The organism is Streptomyces sp. MB09-01 (assembly GCF_033794505.1).
Classification (GTDB): Bacteria; Actinomycetota; Actinomycetes; order Streptomycetales; family Streptomycetaceae; genus Streptomyces.
Genome location: NZ_JARAYQ010000052.1, coordinates 1 through 19,733, shown reverse-complemented (window position 1 = coordinate 19,733; position 19,733 = coordinate 1). Strand labels below are relative to the sequence as shown.

17 protein-coding genes and 1 pseudogene are annotated in these 19,733 nt (G+C 72.9%); 12 read left to right on the top strand and 6 right to left on the bottom strand.

Annotation, left to right across the window (positions count from 1 at the left end; all coding sequences use genetic code 11):
- Positions 1–630: 630 nt before the first annotated feature.
- Positions 631–861, bottom strand: a complete 231-nt coding sequence (locus PV721_RS13990) for a hypothetical protein (protein ID WP_319723873.1) — start codon at positions 859–861, stop codon at positions 631–633.
- A 345-nt stretch (positions 862–1,206) separates the two neighbouring features.
- On the opposite strand from PV721_RS13990, the pseudogene PV721_RS13985 reads away from it, so the two are divergent.
- Positions 1,207–1,397, top strand: a pseudogene (locus PV721_RS13985) (transposase); the annotation flags it as partial.
- 279 nt (positions 1,398–1,676) lie between these two features.
- Positions 1,677–1,871, top strand: a complete 195-nt coding sequence (locus PV721_RS13980; RefSeq protein ID WP_319723871.1) for a hypothetical protein — start codon at positions 1,677–1,679, stop codon at positions 1,869–1,871.
- A gap of 337 nt (positions 1,872–2,208) precedes the next feature.
- Here PV721_RS13980 and PV721_RS13975 read toward each other — a convergent pair whose 3' ends face one another.
- Positions 2,209–2,502, bottom strand: a complete 294-nt coding sequence (locus PV721_RS13975; RefSeq protein WP_319723869.1) for a hypothetical protein — start codon at positions 2,500–2,502, stop codon at positions 2,209–2,211.
- 248 nt (positions 2,503–2,750) lie between these two features.
- Between PV721_RS13975 and PV721_RS13970 the strand changes: the two genes are divergently transcribed.
- The 8 genes from PV721_RS13970 (at position 2,751) to PV721_RS13935 (ending at position 9,943) form a co-directional block, all read left to right on the top strand.
- Positions 2,751–3,257 carry a hypothetical protein gene (locus PV721_RS13970; RefSeq protein WP_319723867.1) on the top strand — a complete coding sequence of 169 codons (507 nt, stop codon included), beginning with the start codon at positions 2,751–2,753 and terminating at the stop codon, positions 3,255–3,257.
- A complete protein-coding gene (locus PV721_RS13965; protein ID WP_374778183.1) occupies positions 3,254–3,481 on the top strand; it encodes a DUF397 domain-containing protein in 228 nt (75 codons plus the stop codon). Before PV721_RS13970 ends, PV721_RS13965 begins: the two co-directional genes overlap by 4 nt.
- 214 nt (positions 3,482–3,695) lie before the next feature.
- Positions 3,696–4,064 carry a hypothetical protein gene (locus PV721_RS13960; RefSeq protein WP_319723863.1) on the top strand — a complete coding sequence of 123 codons (369 nt, stop codon included), beginning with the start codon at positions 3,696–3,698 and terminating at the stop codon, positions 4,062–4,064.
- A 10-nt stretch (positions 4,065–4,074) separates the two neighbouring features.
- A complete protein-coding gene (locus PV721_RS13955) occupies positions 4,075–4,785 on the top strand; it encodes a hypothetical protein (protein WP_319723861.1) in 711 nt (236 codons plus the stop codon).
- A 61-nt stretch (positions 4,786–4,846) separates the two neighbouring features.
- Positions 4,847–5,254: an ACT domain-containing protein gene (locus tag PV721_RS13950; RefSeq protein ID WP_319723859.1), complete on the top strand. Its 408-nt coding sequence runs from the start codon at positions 4,847–4,849 to the stop codon at positions 5,252–5,254.
- A 159-nt stretch (positions 5,255–5,413) separates the two neighbouring features.
- Complete coding sequence (locus PV721_RS13945; protein ID WP_319723857.1) at positions 5,414–8,284, top strand: ATP-binding protein; 2,871 nt, start codon at positions 5,414–5,416, stop codon at positions 8,282–8,284.
- A 288-nt stretch (positions 8,285–8,572) separates the two neighbouring features.
- A complete protein-coding gene (locus PV721_RS13940; RefSeq protein ID WP_319723855.1) occupies positions 8,573–9,355 on the top strand; it encodes a maleylpyruvate isomerase family mycothiol-dependent enzyme in 783 nt (260 codons plus the stop codon).
- 87 nt (positions 9,356–9,442) lie between these two features.
- Complete coding sequence (locus PV721_RS13935; RefSeq protein ID WP_319723853.1) at positions 9,443–9,943, top strand: hypothetical protein; 501 nt, start codon at positions 9,443–9,445, stop codon at positions 9,941–9,943.
- 35 nt (positions 9,944–9,978) lie between these two features.
- Here the strand turns inward: PV721_RS13935 and kstD are convergent, their stop codons facing one another.
- The 3 genes from kstD to PV721_RS13920 form a co-directional block, all read right to left on the bottom strand.
- Positions 9,979–11,772: a 3-oxosteroid 1-dehydrogenase gene (gene kstD / locus PV721_RS13930; protein ID WP_319723851.1), complete on the bottom strand. Its 1,794-nt coding sequence runs from the start codon at positions 11,770–11,772 to the stop codon at positions 9,979–9,981.
- Between the two features lie 126 nt (positions 11,773–11,898).
- Complete coding sequence (locus tag PV721_RS13925) at positions 11,899–12,291, bottom strand: MmcQ/YjbR family DNA-binding protein (protein ID WP_319723849.1); 393 nt, start codon at positions 12,289–12,291, stop codon at positions 11,899–11,901.
- Positions 12,292–12,473: 182 nt separating this feature from the next.
- Positions 12,474–13,598, bottom strand: coding sequence for an aminoglycoside phosphotransferase family protein (locus tag PV721_RS13920; protein ID WP_319723847.1), 1,125 nt, complete (start codon positions 13,596–13,598; stop codon positions 12,474–12,476).
- 230 nt (positions 13,599–13,828) lie between these two features.
- On the opposite strand from PV721_RS13920, the gene PV721_RS13915 reads away from it, so the two are divergent.
- On the top strand, positions 13,829–15,316 hold the full coding sequence (locus tag PV721_RS13915) for a hypothetical protein (RefSeq protein WP_319723844.1): 1,488 nt from the start codon (positions 13,829–13,831) through the stop codon (positions 15,314–15,316).
- Positions 15,317–15,490: 174 nt separating this feature from the next.
- Here the strand turns inward: PV721_RS13915 and PV721_RS13910 are convergent, their stop codons facing one another.
- Positions 15,491–16,912, bottom strand: a complete 1,422-nt coding sequence (locus tag PV721_RS13910; RefSeq protein WP_319723842.1) for a PP2C family protein-serine/threonine phosphatase — start codon at positions 16,910–16,912, stop codon at positions 15,491–15,493.
- Between the two features lie 488 nt (positions 16,913–17,400).
- Between PV721_RS13910 and PV721_RS13905 the strand changes: the two genes are divergently transcribed.
- Positions 17,401–19,731 carry a xanthine dehydrogenase family protein molybdopterin-binding subunit gene (locus tag PV721_RS13905; RefSeq protein WP_319723841.1) on the top strand — a complete coding sequence of 777 codons (2,331 nt, stop codon included), beginning with the start codon at positions 17,401–17,403 and terminating at the stop codon, positions 19,729–19,731.
- The last annotated feature ends 2 nt before the right edge of the window (positions 19,732–19,733 follow it).

Sequence of the window (19,733 nt, the reverse complement as noted above, 5' to 3'; positions counted from 1 at the left end):
GGTTGCTTGCAGCGGGGGACCGCAGGTGTGACCGGAGGTGGGAACCCGCCAAATCGGACAGCGACGCCTTCGGGGGCCGGCGGCGCCGCGAGGGGGTCGACCGCGATCTCCTTGCCGTGGGCCCTTCGTACCGGCCAGTCCGCGCCTTCCCGTTCGACCCACTGCGCGAGGGCCGCCAGGGCCCGCTGGAACGACTGCTGCGCCCTGCTCGGGCCCTTCGCCGCGTTGAACCTGTTTCTGATCCCCCGGGCCGGCCGGTAGGCCAACGGCAGAGAGGGGACGCTAGAACGGGTCTCTGTTATAGAGGGTCGGGGGGTCGTCGGATGTGGGCGGGGGGCGACGTCTGCCGCCCCGACGAGGCTTTGGCTGAGCGGTTCCGGAGGGCTTCCTCTGTCGCGGCTGCGGTCGTACGCCCTTCCGGCCCATGCGGGTCGAGGCCACCTGGACGGCTTTGATCAAGATTTCGGACTGCATCGTGATCGTCGGTCCTATGGACCCAAGAGTCCTGGGAATGCCGTTCGCTGCACAGCTACCGCAACCGTTCAGCGAACGCGACCGGAGACCCGGAGCAGGGGCGATCCGTCTCTGAACTGGCCTTTGGGGATCGAGAACAAGGACTCAGCTTGTACTTCATCTTCGGCGGTCTGCCGCTGGGTCGGGCGGCCCCATGAAGGCGTCGAGCTCTTCGATGATCTTGCGGAGCTCGCGGGCTCCGCGAGGCGACATTGCTCGGATCGCGCCGTCGAGTAGGGCACGGCCTTCGAGAGGGTTGCCGCAGCAGTACCAGTGCACGTTGCCGAACTCGTCGTCGTGCCAGAGCTCGCGCGCGGGCCTGTGGACGTAGTCCTTCCACAGGCGCAATGCCGCACTGATGTCCCCCGGTTGGAGGTAGTTCCGGCTGCGTTCGAGGCGAACGATCTCGGACAGCGCTCGTGAGGAGAGACGGTCGATGGCCGGCCTTGAGCGCTGTGACTGCTGCCGGTCCGGGGCTCCAGCCCGGATGCGTCCTGGCCGTCTACGCGGCATGGACCTTTCGGTTGGTCGTCATGCCGCACATGGTGCCACAAGGTCGAACGGTGTCTCGAACGGGTTCGCTCGCCTGGGGATTCGCCGGACGTGGGGCGGCCTTCGTCTGATCATGTGCTCCCCGCCGGACGTTGTGGTGCAGCAGACTCACCCTCACGGCCTTCGTCATGGTCACGTGTACTCCTTGGTCAGCACCGTCGTGGGCACCGTGCGCTGTGCGGAGCCCTCAACCACGGCCGGATCAACGTCGAGCGGCTGCGGACGCTGCTGGCCGGACTGCCATTGCCCGGTTCGAGGGCGGGCGCCTGGTGCTGGCGGTCGATGTTTCGCCGTGGCTGCGGTCGGACGGGCCCTGCTCGGCGGACCGGCTCACCTCGTGGCGCTGGTCCCGGACGCCCCCTCGGCTCGAAGAACCGACGGCCCGCCACCCGCTACGACGTCGGCAAAACCGTCAAACGCCCCGAGACTCTCAAGGCCATCGGCAAGCCTGGAAGATCCTGGTAGATAAAGAACAAGCTCAGGGTGGGGCCAGCCTGTCAGGCTGGCCGGCTGAGCCGGCCGTCGACGATGGCCGGGAGAGACGCGGGCATCTCTCTCCCGCCCGGCGGACGCTGAGTGCGTGGACCTGAAGCCGACCGTGACCCCGCCGAGTGGCTCGGGACGTTGCCGGAGCCCTGTGTTGGTACAGCGCGGAGCGGGCCGCGACGAAGCTGCGCTGGGGTCTGGCGGTGGATGAGGCGGAGCGGGACGGGCTGCAGGAGATCGCGGCGGGGTGCGGCGGCACGGACGTGGTCGCGACGGCGCTCGGTACGAGCGAGGTGGCGGCACGCCGCCTCCAGCCCTGAGCCCCGCTTCACCTGCCGACCTGCGGCGAAAGGGGCGTTGTCGGTGCCCGGGGCGACCGTGAGGGCATTGAACTCAGCAAACCGGTGCGCGCGGCGGCGCGTCAACCGCGACTGCTGTGCGGGGAAATGCAGGTCAGAGCCACGAGCGGCAGAGTAGGGGGAGCTGCCCGTTTCCGCTACCGAGGGATGCAGCACGGCGCGAGCCGGCCGGCGCGTTCTGACGAGCTGCTGGTCGCAGAGATCGGAACACCAAGGAGCGGTGGGCCGCCCCTTCCCTGGCCGGGACCCGGCGCCGGGATCGGCGCCGATCTTCCCGGTCGGCTCGTTTCCTCCCGGCTCATCGCCACATGTTGGTGTCCACGATCTCGCCCGTCTCTAGGTCGATGCGGCCCTGGAAATCGCCCGCGTTGCGCGTGGCCATGATCATGAGCGGTCGGCCGTCCTGCGGCACAGCGAGGTAGAAGCCGTGCACGTCGCTCGGCGTGTACACCAGGCCGCGCGGGGGGTGCAGCCGGAACCGCTCCGAGCCGTCGGCCCGGAAGACCACCGCGTTGTCCGACGGGGTGAACGGTGCAGTGTTGACGGCTTCCACCACCACGACCAGCGTCTCGTCGTACTCCCGCCACGCCATGACATCCTGCGGCGGACGCTCGTACGACTTCTCAGCGCTCCCTGCCGGGCCACTCCACCGAACCGTGGTTTCGCCCGGGGCCCAGGTGACCACGACGCCGGGATCTGCTTCTCTCACTTGGGGATCTCCGTGGGTGGGCCGACTGGGATCAGTCGGAATCGGTCATCGAATTCCATGATCTCAATCTGGGTCCCGCCGCCGGGGTACGGGGGCGGGAGCGGCTGACGTCCGCTCCCCACGCACGGCGGGTGAATCTGTCATTCAACGACGCGGAGCGGGCGGCGCAGACCACGGCGATGGCCTACTGCCTGGTGATGACTATCTCCGACGCGGTCCGCCGCGCCGCCCAGAAGCGCCTTACCGGCAAGGAGGAGGAGCTCGGCGAGGACGCGGAGAAGATGGCCCCGGGCTGGTCGGCCGACAAGCTGCGCGGCCACCTCGGCGATGACATCCTCGCCGTGCTGATGCAGGGCGCGGCCTGGCCCCAGCTGGCCCGCCGTGTCGACCTGGGGGTGTTCCTGCCGCAGATGGGCCGGATGACCGCCGCGGTCCGTCAGGCTGTCACCGCGAACACGGCGCGCATCACGACACTGCGCGATGGCCTGGTCCGCGACGCGATCCTCGCCTCCCCGGCCTGGCCGGACATCGCGGCGGGACACGGTGACTCAACGTGGCCTGTGCGCCACGCGCTGCGGTGGTTAACCTTGCCCCCGGACGACGTACCGGGAGGAGCACGCACGTGGCAGAGAGCATGACTTCACAGCCCCTCGCTGGCTGGGGCAAGCCGGACCTCGATCTCACCGAGGCGGACTGGCAGTCGAGCAGCCGGGGAGCGGGTGACGTCCAGATCGCCTTCGTGGAGGGCTTCATCGCCATGCGCAACAGCGAGCGCCCCGAGAGCCCCTCGCTGATCTTCACGCCGGACGAGTGGCACAAGTTCGTACTGAACGCCCGGGGTGGGGAGTTCGACCTGACCTAGACCGACCCCGTACGCGCGGCACCACCGGGCGCGGAGGCGCCGGCCCGGTGGCCGCCGAATCCCTTTGCGCCCCGTGGAGCGCCCCGGCAGGATGGGCCCGTGACGATCATCCGGCGAAAGGGCGATGCCGCGTAGACGGCCCGGCGCGCTGCGCGCCGCACGAGGAACCCACGCCGGTCGGCGGCCACCCGCCTGGGCGTGCGAACTCCCGCCCGTGGACCGCCTGTCGCCCGCCGTGAGCGCGGAGGTGCAGTGGACGGCCACCGGCCGCCACCACCCGATCGGGGACCTGCTGCGGCGCTATCGCGCCTTCCTGCGGAGCCCCGGCTCCCGCCTGCGGCTGACCCCCGCCGTCTGCCCGGCCCCGCTGTGCGCGCTCGACGACGTCGCCGTGGTCCGGGACGAACCGGCCGACGCGTACCGGGCCCTGCCGCCCGAGGCCCGGCGCGCACTGGGCCGCGTACTGCGACTCCTTGACGCGGAGTTCCGCAGGCGGACGGTGTTCGACCGGGACGCCGCCACCACGGACCGGTCGGGGAGCCCGCGCCCGTGGTGGCACCGGCAGCTCTACGCGTACGAGTGAGAGGAGAACGATGGGAGCGGAACGGCGCCACGTGCTGGAGCTGCGGATCGTGGCGCCGGTGCGGGGATGGGTGCAGGTCCGGCCCGTGGTCGACGGGCGCGACGTCCTGGCGGAGCTGTGGGCGGCGTGGTCGGGAGAGGACCCGTGGGTCGTTCTGGGGCCGGGCGGCATCGCCCTCGCCGAGGACGGGCCCCACGAGGTACGGCTGGCGCGGATCTCCTGCACGGAGATCTGCTGCGGGGCGCTGTACGTGACGGTGCGGCGGGAGGGCGACGAGGTCGTCTGGGACGGCTGGCGCAACCCGGCCGGTGGCAACGCGGACCTGCCGGAGTTCCGGTTCGACGCCGCGCGGTACGCGGCCGAGGTCCGCCGGGCAGGTCAGGACCGCGCCTGGGAGTGGCCGGCCCGGACCGTGGCGGGCCTGCTGGCAGAGCGGCTCCGGGCGGACCCGGGCTGGTCGCGGCGGTGGGAGTGCGAGCTGGACGCGGTCTGGACCGACCAGGCCGAGCGGAACCGTCTGCAGCTGGTGCTCATCCACCCCGATGCGGCAGCGGATCGGGAGGGCCGGCCGTGGCTGCAGCTCGGGGTGACCCTGGACGTCGGCGACGGGGACGCGGTGGCCGAGGTGGACCGCCTCGCGGCGCGCCTCGCATCCGGTGACCGGCAGGAGCTCGCCGAGGTATGGGGCGGTTCCTGGCACCACTCGGAGGATCCCGCATGAACCCGACGCCCCTCGCAGCCGCGGACCGGGCCAAGCCGGGGCACATGGATAGGGTGACCGCATGAGTGGAGAGCAGGACCTGCGGAAACTGCTGAGCGGTATGCGGCCCGAGTTGAACGAGGGGCGGTACGTCTTCTGCACCGTCCCCGGGGGCACCGCGCCGGCCGGGACCGCGCCCGTCGCCACCGTTCTGGAGCGGGAGGGCCTCACCCTGGTCCTGCGGCAGGAGGACGCCGACGCCGCCGGGCTCGCCTACGACTACACCGCCGGCTGGATCACCCTGCGGATCCACTCCGCGCTCGACGCCGTCGGCCTCACCGCCGCCTTCGCCGCCGAACTCGGGGCGCACGGCCTGAGCTGCAACGTCATCGCCGGCTACCACCACGACCACCTGTTCGTGGCGGCCGACCGGGCGGCCGAGGCCGTGGCCGTCCTGGAGGACCTCGCGGCACGCTCCGCACGGGACTGACACGTCCCGGAACGACCCCCGAAGTGCTCCCAAGTGCCCCCGAAGGGCCCACTGAAAGGCAGCCGGAAAAGAAGATCGGATTCTTTCCTCACTGTGGGATCCCCCGCCCTGTGCGCGGGCGTACGCTGATGCTCCGAACAGGCCTGGGGGGTACCAGCCATGACGGACCGCCGGACCCGCATGCGGCGCACGATGGTCGAACGCGAGGCCGAACTCGCCACCGTCGACGAAGCCCTGGACCAGCTCACCGGTCCCGGGCCCGACGCCGGCGGCGCACTGCTCGCCTTCTCCGGCCCGGCCGGCCTCGGCAAGACCACCCTGCTCGCCGAGCTGCGCCGCCGCGCCTGCGCCCGCTCCTGCACCGTCCTCGCCGCCCGGGGCGGGGAACAGGAGCAGAGCCAGCCCTTCCACGTCGCCCGCCAGCTGATCCAGCCCCAGCTGGCCGGCACCTCCGAGCAGGAACTGCGCGCGGCCCTCGGGGGCTGGTACTCCATCGTCGGACCGGCCCTCGGACTGTGCGCACCCGAACAGGGCGCCCCGCCCGACCCCCAGGGCCTGCGCGACGGACTCGACTGGGTCCTCACCCACCTCGTCGTCAAACGTGCCCCCGTCACCCTCGTCCTCGACGACGCCCACTGGGCCGACCCCGAGTCCCTCGGCTGGCTCGCCGCCTTCGCCCCGCGCGCCGAACACCTCCCGCTGCTCCTCGTCGTCGCCTACCGCCCCGACGAACTTCCCGCGGACGCGGACGCCTTCCGTACGCTGCCGGGCCGGGCGGGACAGCGCCCGCTGCCCCTCGCGCCGCTCACCCCGGCCGCCGTCGCCGCCCTGGTCCGCGAGGCCCTCGGCGACCACGCCGAGGACGCCTTCTGCCGGGAGGCGTGGGCCGTCACCACCGGCAACCCCTTCGAGGCCGTCGAACTCGCCGCCAAGGTCCGCGACAAGGGCCTGACCCCGGTCGAGGCGAACGCTCCGCTGCTGCGCGACCTCGCCGCAGCCCAGCGCGGCAGCGGCCTCGTCGCCCGCCTCGAACGCCTCGGCCCCTCCACCGTCCGCTTCGCCTGGGCCTGCGCCGTCCTCGGCACCGCCATCCCGCAGGACATAGCGGCGCGGGTCGCCGCCCTCGGCGCCGAGGAGGCCGTGGACGCCACCCGGCGGCTGCGGGACGCGCGCATCCTCTCCGCCGCCACGGAGGAGCCCGACGCGGGGCTGGAGTTCGTCCACCCCCTCATCGCCACCGGCATCTACCGCGCCATCCCCGACGCGCTCCGCGTCGCCCTGCACGGCAAGGCCGCCGCAGCCGTCGTCGACGCCGGACTCGGCCCCTCCGCCGCGGCCCGCCACCTCCTGGAGACCCACCCCGAGAACGATCCCTGGGTGGTGCGCATCCTGCGCGAGGCCGCCGGCGAGAACCTCCGTGCCGGCGCCCCCGAGGCGGCCCGTCGCCAGCTCGCCCGCGCGCTGCGCGAGCCCCCCGACTTCGACGAGCGCGCGGCCGTCCTGTACGAACTCGGCTGCGCCTCCCTGCTCACCGAGCCCGCCAACACCGTCAACCACCTGCGGGCCGCCCTCGCCGAGCCCTTCGACGACCCGGCCCTGCGCCAGGGCATCGTCATCCGGCTCGCCCAGGTGCTCTCGCACAGCGACCGCCTCGCCGAGGCCTCGGAATCCCTCGCACGGGAGATCCCGTACACCCAGGACGTCCGGGCCCGGCTGCGCCTGCAGTCCGAGCAGTTCATGTGGGACGCCTTCAACGCCGCGGAGACCGACTCCCCGGCCCGCTCGCGGCGCCTCGCCCGGCTCGCCGACCGGCTGCCCGGACGCGACCTCACGGAGCGGTACGTCATCGGGCTGCGCGCCTGGGACGCCTGCCTGCGGGGAGAGCCGGTGGACGTGGTGCTGCACCACGCGGGACGGGTGCTGGAGCGGCCCTTCAGCTGGGCCCACGAGGACCGCGGCTTCGAGGTCCCGGTCCTGGTCGCGATGGCCCACATGTACGCCGACCGGCCGGGACGGGCGGAGGAGCTGTTCGAGGAGGGCACCGCCGAGTTCGAACGGCAGGGCTGGCGCGGGGCGCACCTCTCCTTCGCGTACAGCCTGCGCGCCTACATCCTCCACCGGCGCGGGCGGCTCGCCGGGGCCGAGGACCTGGCGCGGGCCGGGCTGCGGCTGGCCGAACGCGTGGGCCGGCGCACCCCCGTGCACTGGTACGCCATAGCGATCCTCCTCACGACGCTGCTCGCGCGGGGCCGGGTCGACGAGGCCTGGGAGCTGGGACGGGAGCACGAGTACGGCAGGCCCTTCCCGGCGGCCGTGGTCTTCCCCGACTCCCAGACCGTCTACGCCGAACTGCTGCTGGCCCGCGGCCAGGTACGGGCGGCGGTCGCCGAGCTGGAGGAGGTCGACCGGCGGCTGACCCCGCGCGGCATACAGAATCCGGCGTGGTGCCCGTGGCAGCTGCACCTGGCCCGGGCCGTCGCGGCGGACGATCCGCACCGGGCCCGTGCCCTGGCCGGCGACGCCGTCCGGCGGGCCCGCGCCTTCGGCGCCCCTTCGGGCATCGGCCAGGCCCTGCGGGTGGCGGCCGAGGTCGCGGCACCGGAGGACCGGGCCGGACTGCTCGAGGAGGCGGTCGTCCTGCTCGCGGAGTCACCGGCGGGCTACGAACTGGCCCGCGCCCTGGCCGCGCTGGGCACCGAGCTGCGGGACGTGGACCTGCTGGCGCGTGCCGTGATGACGGCCCGGGAATGCGGCGCCGACGGGCTGGCGGTCCGGGCGGCCGACATCCTGCTCGGGCTGGGCGGCACCCTGCCGTGCGGGCCGGACGGGAAGGACGAGGAAGGCGGGCGCCCGCCGCACGCGCTCACGGAGGAGGAGCTCCGGGCGGCGCGGCGGGCAGCGGGCAGGCCCGCCCCGGACGGCTCCGGCCGCCCCGGACAGGGCCCGGACTGGGCCCTGTCCGCGGCCTGCCGCAAGCTCGGTTCCGACGTCCCGGGCCTGCCGGCCGCCCTGGAGGCGTACGCGGTGTAGGCCGCCAGGCTGCGTCCTGCGTGTGGTTCGCGGCCGGTCCGGCCGCGTGTGCCGCGCCCGGTACGACGAGACCGACGGCTGCCGCGACGACGGCGGCGGAGATCATGACAAGGTGACGGTACACCGGCCCCCCAGTGTTGAACCTGTTCAGATGATCATGATCACACTACATTGCCGTCCGATTTGCATCGTGTTGGCCCGTGCCCGGCGGTCGGCGTGTCGCGCCGGAGGTGTTCGCCCGGAGGGCAATGCGGGAGACTCCGCCCTCCGGCGGGCAGGGTCAACCGCATGGATCACAACGACCGCATCGCCCACTTCCAGAGCGAGACATCGGCGTTCGAGAAGGCCGTCCGCCACGCCTTCGACCGCGGCGAGCCGGTGCCGGCCGTCCCCTCGTGCCCCGGCTGGACGGTCTCCGACCTCGTCGCCCACCTCGGGGGCGTGCACCGCTTCCTGGCCCATGTCCTACGGGAACGGCTCGCGGCCCCGCCCGACCCCGCCGGCTTCGGCCTCCCGCAGGTCCCGGCCGCCCCGGACGCGCTGACGGAGTGGTTCGCGCAGGGCGCCCGGGAGCTGGCGGAGCTGTGCCTGGAGCTGGGACCGCACACCCCCGTGTGGACCTGGTCGCCCGAGCAGACCTCGGGCTTCTGGCTGCGCATGCAGCTGATCGAGCTGGCCGTCCACCGCTGGGACGCACAGTCCGCGACGGGGACCCCGGGCCCGCTCCACCCCCACGTCGCGGCGGACGCCGTCACCCAGACCTGCGAGGTGATGGCCCCGGCCCGCCGTTCGTGGAAGGCGGCCCCCGCCGGTACGGGGGAGAGGTACCGCTTCCGGAGTACCGACGGACCGGAAACCTGGACGGTCGTCTTCGCGGCGGACGAGGTCCTGCTGGAGTGCGGCCCCGCACTGGAGTCAGGCCCCACCGCCCCGGTGGACGTCGAGGCCACCGGGACGGCCTCGGACCTCGCCCTCTTCCTGTGGGGACGGCTGCCGGCCACCGCCCTGCGGGTCACGGATGGGGACGCCACCCTGCTCCCGCGCTGGTTCACCCTGGTGCCCCCGGTCTGACCGGCCGGGCCGGCGCGCCCGGCCCGGGCGGCGCCGGGATGCGGGCCCCCGGGCCGGAAAACCCGTGCGGCCACGTACCATGGCGGCATGTCCTTCCTCCGCCGCCACCGCGCCGCCACACCCGCCGGCCCGGACTTCGACGTCCTGGCCATGGACCCGGGGGACTGGCCGGGCAATCTCGGGGCCGGGCTGCTGCCCGCGCCCGACGGCAGCTGCCAGGGTGTCTTCCTCCGCTACGACCTGTTCGGCGGACGCGGCCCCGCGATGATCATCGGTAACCTCCCCGAGGGTTCCCCGGCCCGGGACCTCTCCGACGGCGAGGTCCCCTTCGAGGTGGCCCAGCTCCTCGACGCCCTGGAGAACGACGAGGACGTCGAGGTCACCGGCGTCGAGGACTGCCCCGTCATGCAGGGCGACAACCTCCTCATCGTCCGGAAGGTCAAGCTGTCGGAGTCCCGCATCTCCTGCGTCCAGTTCGACCGCAGTGACAACGTGCTGGTGACCATCGCCAGCTGGGACCGCCCGATCACCGATGACCTCTACGCCCTCCTGAAGCCGCTCCCCGCCGAGCTCTTCCAGCAGGGCTAGGGCGACACTTCCGCACCAACCCCACCGCCGGGCCGTCACGCGTCCGCGATGTCGTTCGCCGCCACGTAGCCGAACGTCATCGCGGGCCCGATCGTCGACCCGGCCCCCGCGTAGCTGTGGCCCATCACCGCCGCGCTCGCGTTGCCCGCCGCGTACAGGCCGCGGATCACCGAGCCGTCCGCCCGCAGGGCCCGGGCCCGGGCGTCCGTCACGATGCCGCCCTTCGTCCCGAGGTCCCCCGGCACGATCTTGAACGCGTAGAACGGCGGGGCCCAGATCGGCGCCAGGCACGAGTTCGGATGCACGTTCGGGTCCGTGTAGTAGTGGTCGTACGCCGTGTCGCCCCGGTGGAAGTCGGAGTCGGTCCCGCTCCACGCCTGCGCGTTGAACCGGTTGAGCGTCGCCCGCAGTGCGCCCGCCGGAACCCCGATCTGGTCCGCCAGTGCGTCCCACGTCCACGCCTTCTTCGCCGCACCCGCCCGGTACCAGGCATCGGGGAAGACGAGCGTCGGCAGGACGTCCTTGAACAGGTACTTGTTGCGGTAGTTCTGATCCACGATCAGCCACGCCGGGATGTGCGAACCGGGGGCGCCCCGGTCCTTCTCGTACATCACGTGCACCACATCGCTGTACGGCGCCGCCTCGTTGACGAACCGCGCGCCGTTCGCGTTCACGATCAGCCCGCCCGGCAGGGTCCGTTCGGCGAGGCAGAAGTACGGCTCCCCGGGCAGCGGGATCGACGGCCCCCACCAGGCGTCGTCCATCAGGGCCAGCGCGGCCCCGGCCCGCTGCCCCGCCCGGATCCCGTCACCGGTGTTCTCCTTCGCGCCCACCGACCACTGGGTGCCGACCGGCTGCTGCTGGTACTGCGCCCGCATCGCCGCGTTGTGCTCGAAGCCGCCCGAGCCGACGACCACCCCGCGCCGGGCCCGTACGGTTCCCCGTACGCCCTCCTTCTCCACCACCACGCCGGTGACCGCGCCGCCCTCCTGGACCAGGTCGACCAGCGGACTGTTCAGCCACACCGGGACCCCGGCCCGCTGCAGTCCGGCCCGCAGCCCGGCCGCCAGGGCCTGGCCCATGGTCAGTGGCTTCTCCCCGCGCAGCGCCGCCTTGGTGCCGCGCGCCAGGCACTCGGTCGACACCGCGAGCCCCTTGGCGCTCACCGCCGCGAGGTTCAGCCACTTGTAGTCCTGGCTGAAGACCACCATCCCGGCCGGGACGGGCATGTACGCCGGGTTCAGGCGGGCCAGTTCGGCTCCGAGGACGTTGCCGTCGATCTGGTCCGGCTCGATGGACCGGCCGTTCGGCAGCCCGCCCGGCAGATCGGGGTAGTAGTCGCTGTACCCCTCCATGAAACGGAACTTGAGGGGACTGTGGGCCATCACGAAGTCCAGCATCCGCGGACCGTTGGCCAGGAAGGCGGCCTGGCGGTCGGCCGGCACCTCCGGCCCGACCACGGCCGCGAGGTACGTCGCCGCCTTCTGCGGGGTGTCCGGCACCCCCGCGCCCAGGATCACCGAATTGTTCGGCAGCCAGATGCCCGCCCCGGAACGGGCGGCCGATCCGCCGAAGGTGGGGGCCTTCTCGACGACCAGCACGGTCAGCCCCCGTGTGGCGGCGGTGAGCGCCGCGGTCATCCCGGCGGCCCCGGAACCGACCACGACGACGTCGAACTCACCGAGCGGGGGGCCGTCCTGGACGCCGGCGGCCCGGGCCGCGGCGGAGGGCAGCACGGTGGCGGCGAGCACTCCGGCGCCCGTACCGGCGAGGACCGTACGTCTCGACGGGCGGGTTCCGGGGGAGGTGCGTGAAGCGCTTGCGGACATGGGCAGGCTCCAGCGGTGTGGGGAGGGCGGGGATCGGCTCCAGCAGGTCTGATGCTGAGTCAGAAAAGGTCTTCGGGGGATCATGTGATGTCAAGGCATCCGGCGCCCCGGCACGAGATCCGGCCCTCAGCCCCCTGCCTGGATCCGGGCGTCCAGTTCCTTCACGTGCCGCTTGAGGGCCACGGTGCGGTAGCTCTCCTCCACCCACTCGCACAGCACCTGCACGGAGGGCGCCCCCTTCTCCGGCAGCGGAACGGACACCCACCCGGAGCGGCCCAGGCCGTATCCGGTGGGCTCCGCTCCGGACGAGGCCATCGCGTGCCCGTGCAGCGCCTCGTCCTTGAGCTTCACGGACAGGCCGGGCTGCCCCGGCCCGTCGGTGTTCCCCAGGAAGACGAAGATCTTCTTGTTCACCTTCACCACGCAGTCCTCGGGACCCCACGGATGCTCCTCCACGGCCTCCGGAAGGCCGAGGGCGAACTCCCGCACCGCCTCCCACTTGCGCACTCCGGACTTCATCAGCGCCTCCCGTCGGATCGTCTCCCCACGCTAACGGAGCCCGCCGGGACAAGCGGGGCAAGACCGCGCCGCACGGGCGGCGCAGCGGCCGCGCCACCCCCGGTGCCTGCGCACCTGCGAACGAGCGAAGTCCCGTGGCGGTGGGGGCCACGGGACTTCGCGTACACGGGGTGCGGGAGGGATCAGCGCGTGCCGACCGCCGCGCGGACCGCTCTGCGCGCCATTCCGGCGTCGTCGTGCAGGCGGCGGAGCAGCAGCCGCTGCTCCTCCCCGGAGGACAGGGAGCCCGCCGGCAGCGGCTGGGTCGGGGCGGTCGCCAGCATCGAGCGCTGCACCGCCGTCTCGGACATCCGGATCTCCCGGGTCAGCACCAGCATCAGGTTCACCAGGAAGGCGTCCCGCGCCGCCGGACCGGCCGACTGGGCGAGCCGGCTGATCTGGGCACGGGCGGCCGGGGCGTCGCCCAGCACCGCCCACAGCGTGGCCAGGTCGTAGCCCGGCAGGTACCAGCCCGCGTGCTCCCAGTCGAGCAGCACCGGGCCGGCCGGGGACAGCAGCAGGTTCGACAGCAGCGCGTCACCGTGGTTGAACTGCAGGGCCGTGCCCGACAGCTTCACGCCGTGCAGCAGCTTCTGCAGGTCGCCGAGGTCCCGGTCGGTCAGCAGCCCCAACTCGTAGTCGCGGGCGATCCGCCGCGCATAGTTCATCGGGGTTCCGAACAGCTCGGCCGGCGGCCGCCACTGGTTGACCCGGCACACCGCACCCAGGGCGGCCCGTAGGTCGACCCGCGGCGGCGGCTCCACCGGGTGCCGCTGCAGCGCCGCGACCCGGCCCGCCATCCGTTCCACCACCAGCGTGCAGTTCTCCGGGTCGGCGGCGATCAGCCGCGGCACCCGGACCGGCGGGCGGTGCCGGACGAACGTCCGGTACGCCGCTATTTCGTGCCGGTAGCGCTCGCGCCACTCCGGCGAGTGGTCCAGTAAAACCTTTGCGACGGCGGTCATCCGCCCTGTGGTCCCGACCAGGAGGACGGACCGTCCGCTGCGCCGCAGCACCTGAACCGGCGCGAACTCCGGACAGATCCGCTGCACCGAGGCGAGGGCGGTGCGCAGTTGCGCCCCCTGCGGTCCCGAGAGGTCGATTCTTCCACTGACGGGCTGAGACCCGGTACCCGGCATCCGCCGCGCCCGGACGGTGCCCTGCACCGGAGCCGACGGGCGGCCGGGTTCGAGGTAGGGGCCGCCGCCCGCCGGAAGCGTGCGGTGCGGCCGGACCGGTGCGGACACGGAGGACGTTGCTGCGTACATGGTGATACGGATCCCTTCGTGCGCCGACGAGTTGCGTACGCCGCCCCGCCGGATCCCCTGCTTCACCCTGGGGAGTTCCGCCGGTGACCGGGTCGGGGAGGCGCATTCCTACCTGACACCCGGCGCAAGGTGGCGAACCATCGGGCGTGCCCTGGCGAAGCCTGGCGAATAGTCGCTGGGCATCTGACGGGGGGCTACTGTCAACTCAGCCGAGAACCTGGGGGCTTGACGTGAGCAAAGGTCCAAACACCCGCTTGAACGACCTGTTCGGCCTGGCCGGCTGGTCGAAGGGCGAACTGGCGAGGATGGTCAATCGGCAGGCGGCGGCCATGGGCCACCCCCAGCTGGCCACCGACACCTCGCGGGTGCGGCGCTGGATCGACGTGGGGGAGACCCCGCGCGAACCGGTGCCCACGGTACTGGCAGCACTGTTCACCGAGCGGCTCGGTCGTGTCGTGACCATCGAGGACCTCGGGTTCGTACGGCAGCGGCGCACCTCCAGACGGCAGCCGGAAGGGGCTCGTGAGAACCCCGACGGGATGCCGTGGGCGCCCGAACGCACAGCCGCGGTCCTCACCGAATTCACGGGAATGGACCTCATGCTCAACCGTCGCGGTCTGATGGGCGCGGGTGCCGTGCTCACCGCCGGCTCCGCCCTCAGCAACGCCATGTACGACTGGCTGCACACCGACCCCGGCCTCGCGAAGGAGGCGCGGCACTTCGGGGAGGCCTTCCAGGCCGATCCCGCGGGATACGACCGCTACGAGGCGGCCCCGATCGGATCCCAGGAGATCGAGGCCCTGGAGCGCTCCGTCGAGGTGTTCCGCGCCTGGGACGCCTCCAGGGGAGGCGGTCTCCAGCGCAAGGCCGTCGTCGGCCAGCTCAACGAGGTGGGTGGGATGCTCGCCTACCACCACCCCGACCACCTCCAGCGGCGGCTCTGGGGGGTGGCGGCCAATCTGGCCGTGCTCGCGGGCTGGATGTCCCACGACGTGGGCCTGGAGCCCACGGCGCAGAAGTACTTCGTCATCGCCGCACACGCGGCCCGCGAGGGCGGCGACCGGCCGCGCGCCGGCGAGGCGCTCTCCCGCGCCGCCCGCCAGATGGTCCACCTGGGCAAGCCGAACGAGGCCCTGGACCTGATGAAGCTTGCCCAGTCGGGTTCGGGCGAGCAGACCCTGCCGCGCACCCGCGCCATGCTCCACACCATCGAGGCCTGGGCGCAGGCCGCCATGGGCAAGGGGCAGGCCATGCGCCGCACCCTGGGTGAGGCAGAGGAGCTGTTCGTCTCCGACAAGGGCGACGTGCCGCCGCCGAGCTGGATGCAGCACTTCGACGAGGCCGACCTGCACGGCATGCAGGCCCTGGCCTACCGCACCCTCGCCGACCACGACGCCACGGCGGCACCGGTCGCAGCGCGCCACGCCAGGGAGGCCCTGCGGCTGCGCGGCGAGGGTTATCAGCGCTCGCAGATCTTCGACTACATCTCCATGGCCTCGGCCTGTTTCATCGCCGACGAGCCCGAACAGGCCGACCGCTACGCGCGCCTGGCCCTGGTCTCGATGAACGAGACCTCCTCGCACCGGACCTGGGACCGGCTGCGCGAGATGTACCGGCTCACCGCCCAGTACTCCGGCTACCCCCGCATCGAGGACCTGCGCCAGGAGATCAAGCTGGCCCTCCCGGACAGCCCGGCGCCGCGCGCCACGGGGGTGTAGTCCCACGCCTGCCCCGCCCCGTCCGCCCCCGCATGCCCGCACACCGTGTACGGAGACGAGAAAGGCCGCGCCTTCCGGCGCGGCCCTGAATCGGTGCCGTCCTGGATCCGTACTGTCCCGAGGCCGTGCGGACCTGAACGCGTGCGGCCGTCATGCCCGTTCGGGCAGCGCCCGCTATCCGCCCACCCGGGCCACGAGCACGCAGGCGTCGTCCTCCCGCTCGCTCTCGCCGAACTCCTCGATCACGATCCGCACGCAGTCCTGCGCCGACCGCGCCGCCGCGAACCGCGGCGCGAGCGCCAGGAGCCGTTCGGTCCCGTCGGCCCGGCTGAACTCGATGCTGCGCGGGGTCAGTCCGTCCGTGTGCAGCACCAGCAGGTCGCCCACTTCGAGCCGTTCCTCGGCCTGCCCGTACGAGGCCCCGGACGTCGCGCCCAGCAGGACGCCCTCCGGCGGCAGGAGGCCCCGGCCCGACCCGCGGCGGAACAGCAGCGGGGCCGGGTGGCCCGCCTGCGCCCAGGACAGCACCCGGCGCGCGGGATCGTAGCGGCAGCACACGGCCGAGCCGAGCGCCGGCTGCACGGAGGTCTCCAGGAGCTGGTTGAGCCAGCCCATCAGCGGACCGGGCTCGATCCCCGCCATGGCCATCCCGCGCAGGGCGCCCAGCATCATCGCCATGCCGGAGGTGGCGGACACCCCGTGCCCGGTCAGGTCACCGACCGTCAGCATCGAGCGGCCGTCGGGGAGTTCGAGCGCGTCGTACCAGTCGCCGCCGATCAGCGCGCTGGTCGCGGACGGCAGATAGTGGGCGGCCACGTCCAGCGTGCCCGCGTTGCTGTGCGGGAACCGCAGGGAGCCGCGCCACGGGGGGAGCACGGCTTCCTGCAGCTCGACCGCCAGCCGGTGCTCGGTCTGCGCGATCTCCCGCTGGCGCTGCAGCGAGTCACGGGACTCGCGCACCGCACGCTGGCTCCGGCGCAGTTCACTCACGTCGCGCAGCACGGCCCACATGGAGGCGGTGCAGCCCTCGGAGTCGAGTACCGGCTCGCCCCTCATGTGCAGCGTCCGGACGCGGCCGTCGGCCCGGACGATGCGGAACTCGCCGTCGATCGGTTTGCCGTCCACCAGGCAGGCGGTGACCCACGCGGTGAGCAGCGGCTGGTCCTCGGAGAACAGGGTGGAGCCCAGTTCGTCGAGGGGGAGCGCGCCCGCTTCGGGCGAGCGCCCGAAGATCTGGAACAGCTCGTCGGACCAGCTGACTTCGTCCGTCAGCAGGTTCCACTCGGCGCTGCCGACGCGGGTGTGGGCCTCGGGCCCGGCCTCGGGGGCCGCCGGCGGGAGCTCGACGGTCTCGGGTACCGGCGGCAGGCCCTCCTTGAGCTGGCCGAGGTGCTCGCCGAGGTCGTCGAGGTGGTGGACGGCGAGATCGCACAGTGCGCGCTGCCAGCGGCCCTGGGCGTCGTCGTCGTCGACGACGGTGTCGCGGCGGACCGCGTCCACTTCTCCCCGCAGCCGCCGGGTCTGGGAGATCAGCGCGTCCACCGACCCCGGCTCTGGCGGCGGCGCGGAACGGTCCGCGAACAGGTGGGACGGCATGAGAACTCCGATACAGGCGCGGCACGGCCAAGTCTGAAGGAAGGACCGGTAACGACTGTTGCACAGGGCGCGACGGCGTGTAAGGCGTTTGGCAACATCCGCAACGTTCTTGCTTGTGGTATATGCCGCAGGCCTTCCGGTGCCTCTTCCGTGTGCGAACGAATCCGGTCAGCGGGCTTCGGCGGGGCGGGACCGACACCAGCCGGTCGGAGCCGGAACGCGGTGGTGCCGGCGGCCGGAAACAGTCCTTCCGCCGGGGGTCGCTCGATCGTACGGCCGAGGCGTACGAGGACGGCCCGACGCGGCACTCGTACCGGGCCCGGATCAACGCGGCCCACCGCGATACCCCCGAACGGAGGACCTCCTGCCGCGCGTCGATGCGGAGCCCGGCCTTCCCAGCGCACCCCCGGCTCGCTACCCTACGTGCCGGTAATGAACCGGGGGAGGCCCGTGCGGGCGGGCCCGCGCAGCGTGGGGACACAACGAACATGAGCGGGCACAACCACGCCGCCGGCCGGGACCACGACACGGTGCGGGCCGGGGCCCAGGACAACGCCGGGGCCGGGGACGGCGCCGCGCCCCGGGACGCCGCCGCCGGCCAGGGCCGCCCCGCCGGGCAGAGCCGGCGTTCCTTCCTCACCTACCTCGTGGCCGCGCCGACCCTCGCCCTCGTCACCCGCGCCGGCGCCGACGCGCTCGCCCCGCAGCCAGCCCACGCCGTGGTGCCGTCCCTGCCCGCCATCGCCGATCTGATCGACCTCGGTGACCTGTTCATCCTGGCCGGGGTGCCCACCTCCGCCCTGCTGGCGCTCGCCGTGGAGGCGGACGGCACCATCCGCTTCCGGCTGCCGCGCGAGGAGGTCGGCCAAGGCCTCACCACCGCGGTGGCCATGCTGGTCGCGGAGGAACTCGACGCGCCCCTCGCCGACGTACGCGTGGAGCTGGACGACGCGCGGCCCGAGCTGCTCTTCAACCAGCTCACCGGATCCTCCAACTCGATCCGCTCCCTCTACGGGCCGGTCCGCCAGTGCGCGGCCACCGCCCGGGCCCGCCTCGTCGCGGCCGCCGCCCGCCGCTGGGGCCTCTCCGCGGGGTCACTGACCACCGCGAACGGCGCCGTCCGCGCCCCTGACGGCCGCACCGCCGACTACGGCTCCCTCGCCGCGGCCGCCGCCGACCCCGGCCTGATCGTGCCGGGCGCCACTCCCAAGAAGACGGCGAAGCACACGCTCGTGGGCAGTCCCACCAGCCGGGTCGACGCCCGCGCCATGGTCACCGGCGCCCAGCAGTACACCCTTGACCTCGACGTGCCCGGCGCCAAGCCCTGCGTGGTGCGCCGCCCGCCCACCCTCGGCGGCACCGTCCGCAGCGTCACCAACCTCACCGCCGTCCGGGCCATGCCCGGCGTCCTGCACGTGGTGACCGTCCCGACCGGGGTCGCCGTCGTCGCCGAGACCTTCGGGCAGGCCATCACCGCCAAGTCCGCCCTGCAGGTCACCTGGGGACCCGGCCCCGCCGACCAGCTGTCCGACGCCCTGATCCGCGCCAAGCTGCGCGCCTCCACCCCGCCGCTGCTGGTGCCGCCGCTGCTGACCCCGTACGTGGACGCCGAGTTCGACTTCGCCTTCGTCAGCCACGCCCCGATGGAGACCAACTCCGCCATCGCCGACGTCCGCGACGACCGGGCCGAGATCTGGTCCGGGCTGAAGTCCCCGATCGTGGCCCGCGAGAGCATCGCCGCGGACCTCGGCCTGCCGTTGGACAAGGTGAAGGTGCACGTGGTCCAGGCCGGCGGCTCCTTCGGCCGGCGGCTCTTCTTCGACGCGGCCCTGGAGGCCGCCCGCGTCTCCAAGGCCTGCCGCCGACCGGTCAGGCTGATGTGGACCCGCGTCGACGACACCCGGCACGGCCGGATGCGTCCCGCGACCCACCACAAGATCCGGGCCACCCACCTCCTGGGCGAGGTCCTCAGCTTCGAGCACCGGGTCGCCGCCGCCGAGACCGACTTCCGGCACGGGCTCGGCGAGATCATCACGGCCACCGCTGCGAGCCTGCCGCTGGGAATCGGCAACGCCACCCTCGCCCAGACCCTGTTCCTGACCACGGTGAAGTCCCCGTACCACTTCGGGCTCACCACCCAGGCGCTCACCGAGGTGCCCACCGGCATCCCCACCGGATCCTGGCGCTCGGTGTACTCCGCCAACACGCGCGGAGCAGAGGAGATCGTGGTCGACGAACTCGCCGCGCGGACGGGCCGGGACCCCTACCGCTTCCGCCGCACCTTCCTGAAGACCGACGCCCAGCGCGCCGTACTCGACAAGGTGGCCTCGGAAGGAGAGTGGGGGCGGCCGATGGAGGCGGGCTGCGCGCAGGGCATAGCCTTCCACGAGGAATACAAGTCCCGCACCGCCTGCCTCGTCGAGATCGACACCCGCAACCCGGAGCACGTCCGCGTCACCAAGGCGGTCATCGCCGTGGACGTGGGCCTGCCGGTCAACCCGCGCGGGCTGGAGGCGCAGATGATCGGCGGTCTCACCGACGCCATCTCCACCACGCTGCGCGCCGGACTGCACCTCGACAAGGGGCTTCCTCTGGAGGGCAGTTACAGCCAGTTCCACTGGGCGCAGCAGCGGGACACCCCGCGTGACGTACGGGTCTTCGTGCTGCCGGCCACCGGCGAGGAGCCGGGCGGCGCCGGCGAGCTGGGCGTGCCCGCCGCGGTCGGCGCCATCGCCAACGCCTGGGCCCGGGCCACCGGTTCGAAGCCGCGCAGCTTCCCCCTCGACTTCGACGTCGACTTCACCCCCTACCCCCGCTAGCC

Coding starts and splice junctions, on each gene's coding strand:
- PV721_RS13975 (WP_319723869.1), bottom strand. CDS start 2,502: ATGGCGTGGCGGGAGTACGACGAGACGCTGGTCGTGGTGGTGGAAGCC.
- kstD (WP_319723851.1), bottom strand. CDS start 11,772: ATGTCCGCAAGCGCTTCACGCACCTCCCCCGGAACCCGCCCGTCGAGA.
- PV721_RS13935 (WP_319723853.1), top strand. CDS start 9,443: ATGTCCTTCCTCCGCCGCCACCGCGCCGCCACACCCGCCGGCCCGGAC.
- PV721_RS13965 (WP_374778183.1), top strand. CDS start 3,254: ATGACTTCACAGCCCCTCGCTGGCTGGGGCAAGCCGGACCTCGATCTC.
- PV721_RS13925 (WP_319723849.1), bottom strand. CDS start 12,291: ATGAAGTCCGGAGTGCGCAAGTGGGAGGCGGTGCGGGAGTTCGCCCTC.
- PV721_RS13905 (WP_319723841.1), top strand. CDS start 17,401: ATGAGCGGGCACAACCACGCCGCCGGCCGGGACCACGACACGGTGCGG.
- PV721_RS13920 (WP_319723847.1), bottom strand. CDS start 13,598: ATGTACGCAGCAACGTCCTCCGTGTCCGCACCGGTCCGGCCGCACCGC.
- PV721_RS13945 (WP_319723857.1), top strand. CDS start 5,414: ATGACGGACCGCCGGACCCGCATGCGGCGCACGATGGTCGAACGCGAG.
- PV721_RS13950 (WP_319723859.1), top strand. CDS start 4,847: ATGAGTGGAGAGCAGGACCTGCGGAAACTGCTGAGCGGTATGCGGCCC.
- PV721_RS13955 (WP_319723861.1), top strand. CDS start 4,075: ATGGGAGCGGAACGGCGCCACGTGCTGGAGCTGCGGATCGTGGCGCCG.
- PV721_RS13910 (WP_319723842.1), bottom strand. CDS start 16,912: ATGCCGTCCCACCTGTTCGCGGACCGTTCCGCGCCGCCGCCAGAGCCG.
- PV721_RS13940 (WP_319723855.1), top strand. CDS start 8,573: ATGGATCACAACGACCGCATCGCCCACTTCCAGAGCGAGACATCGGCG.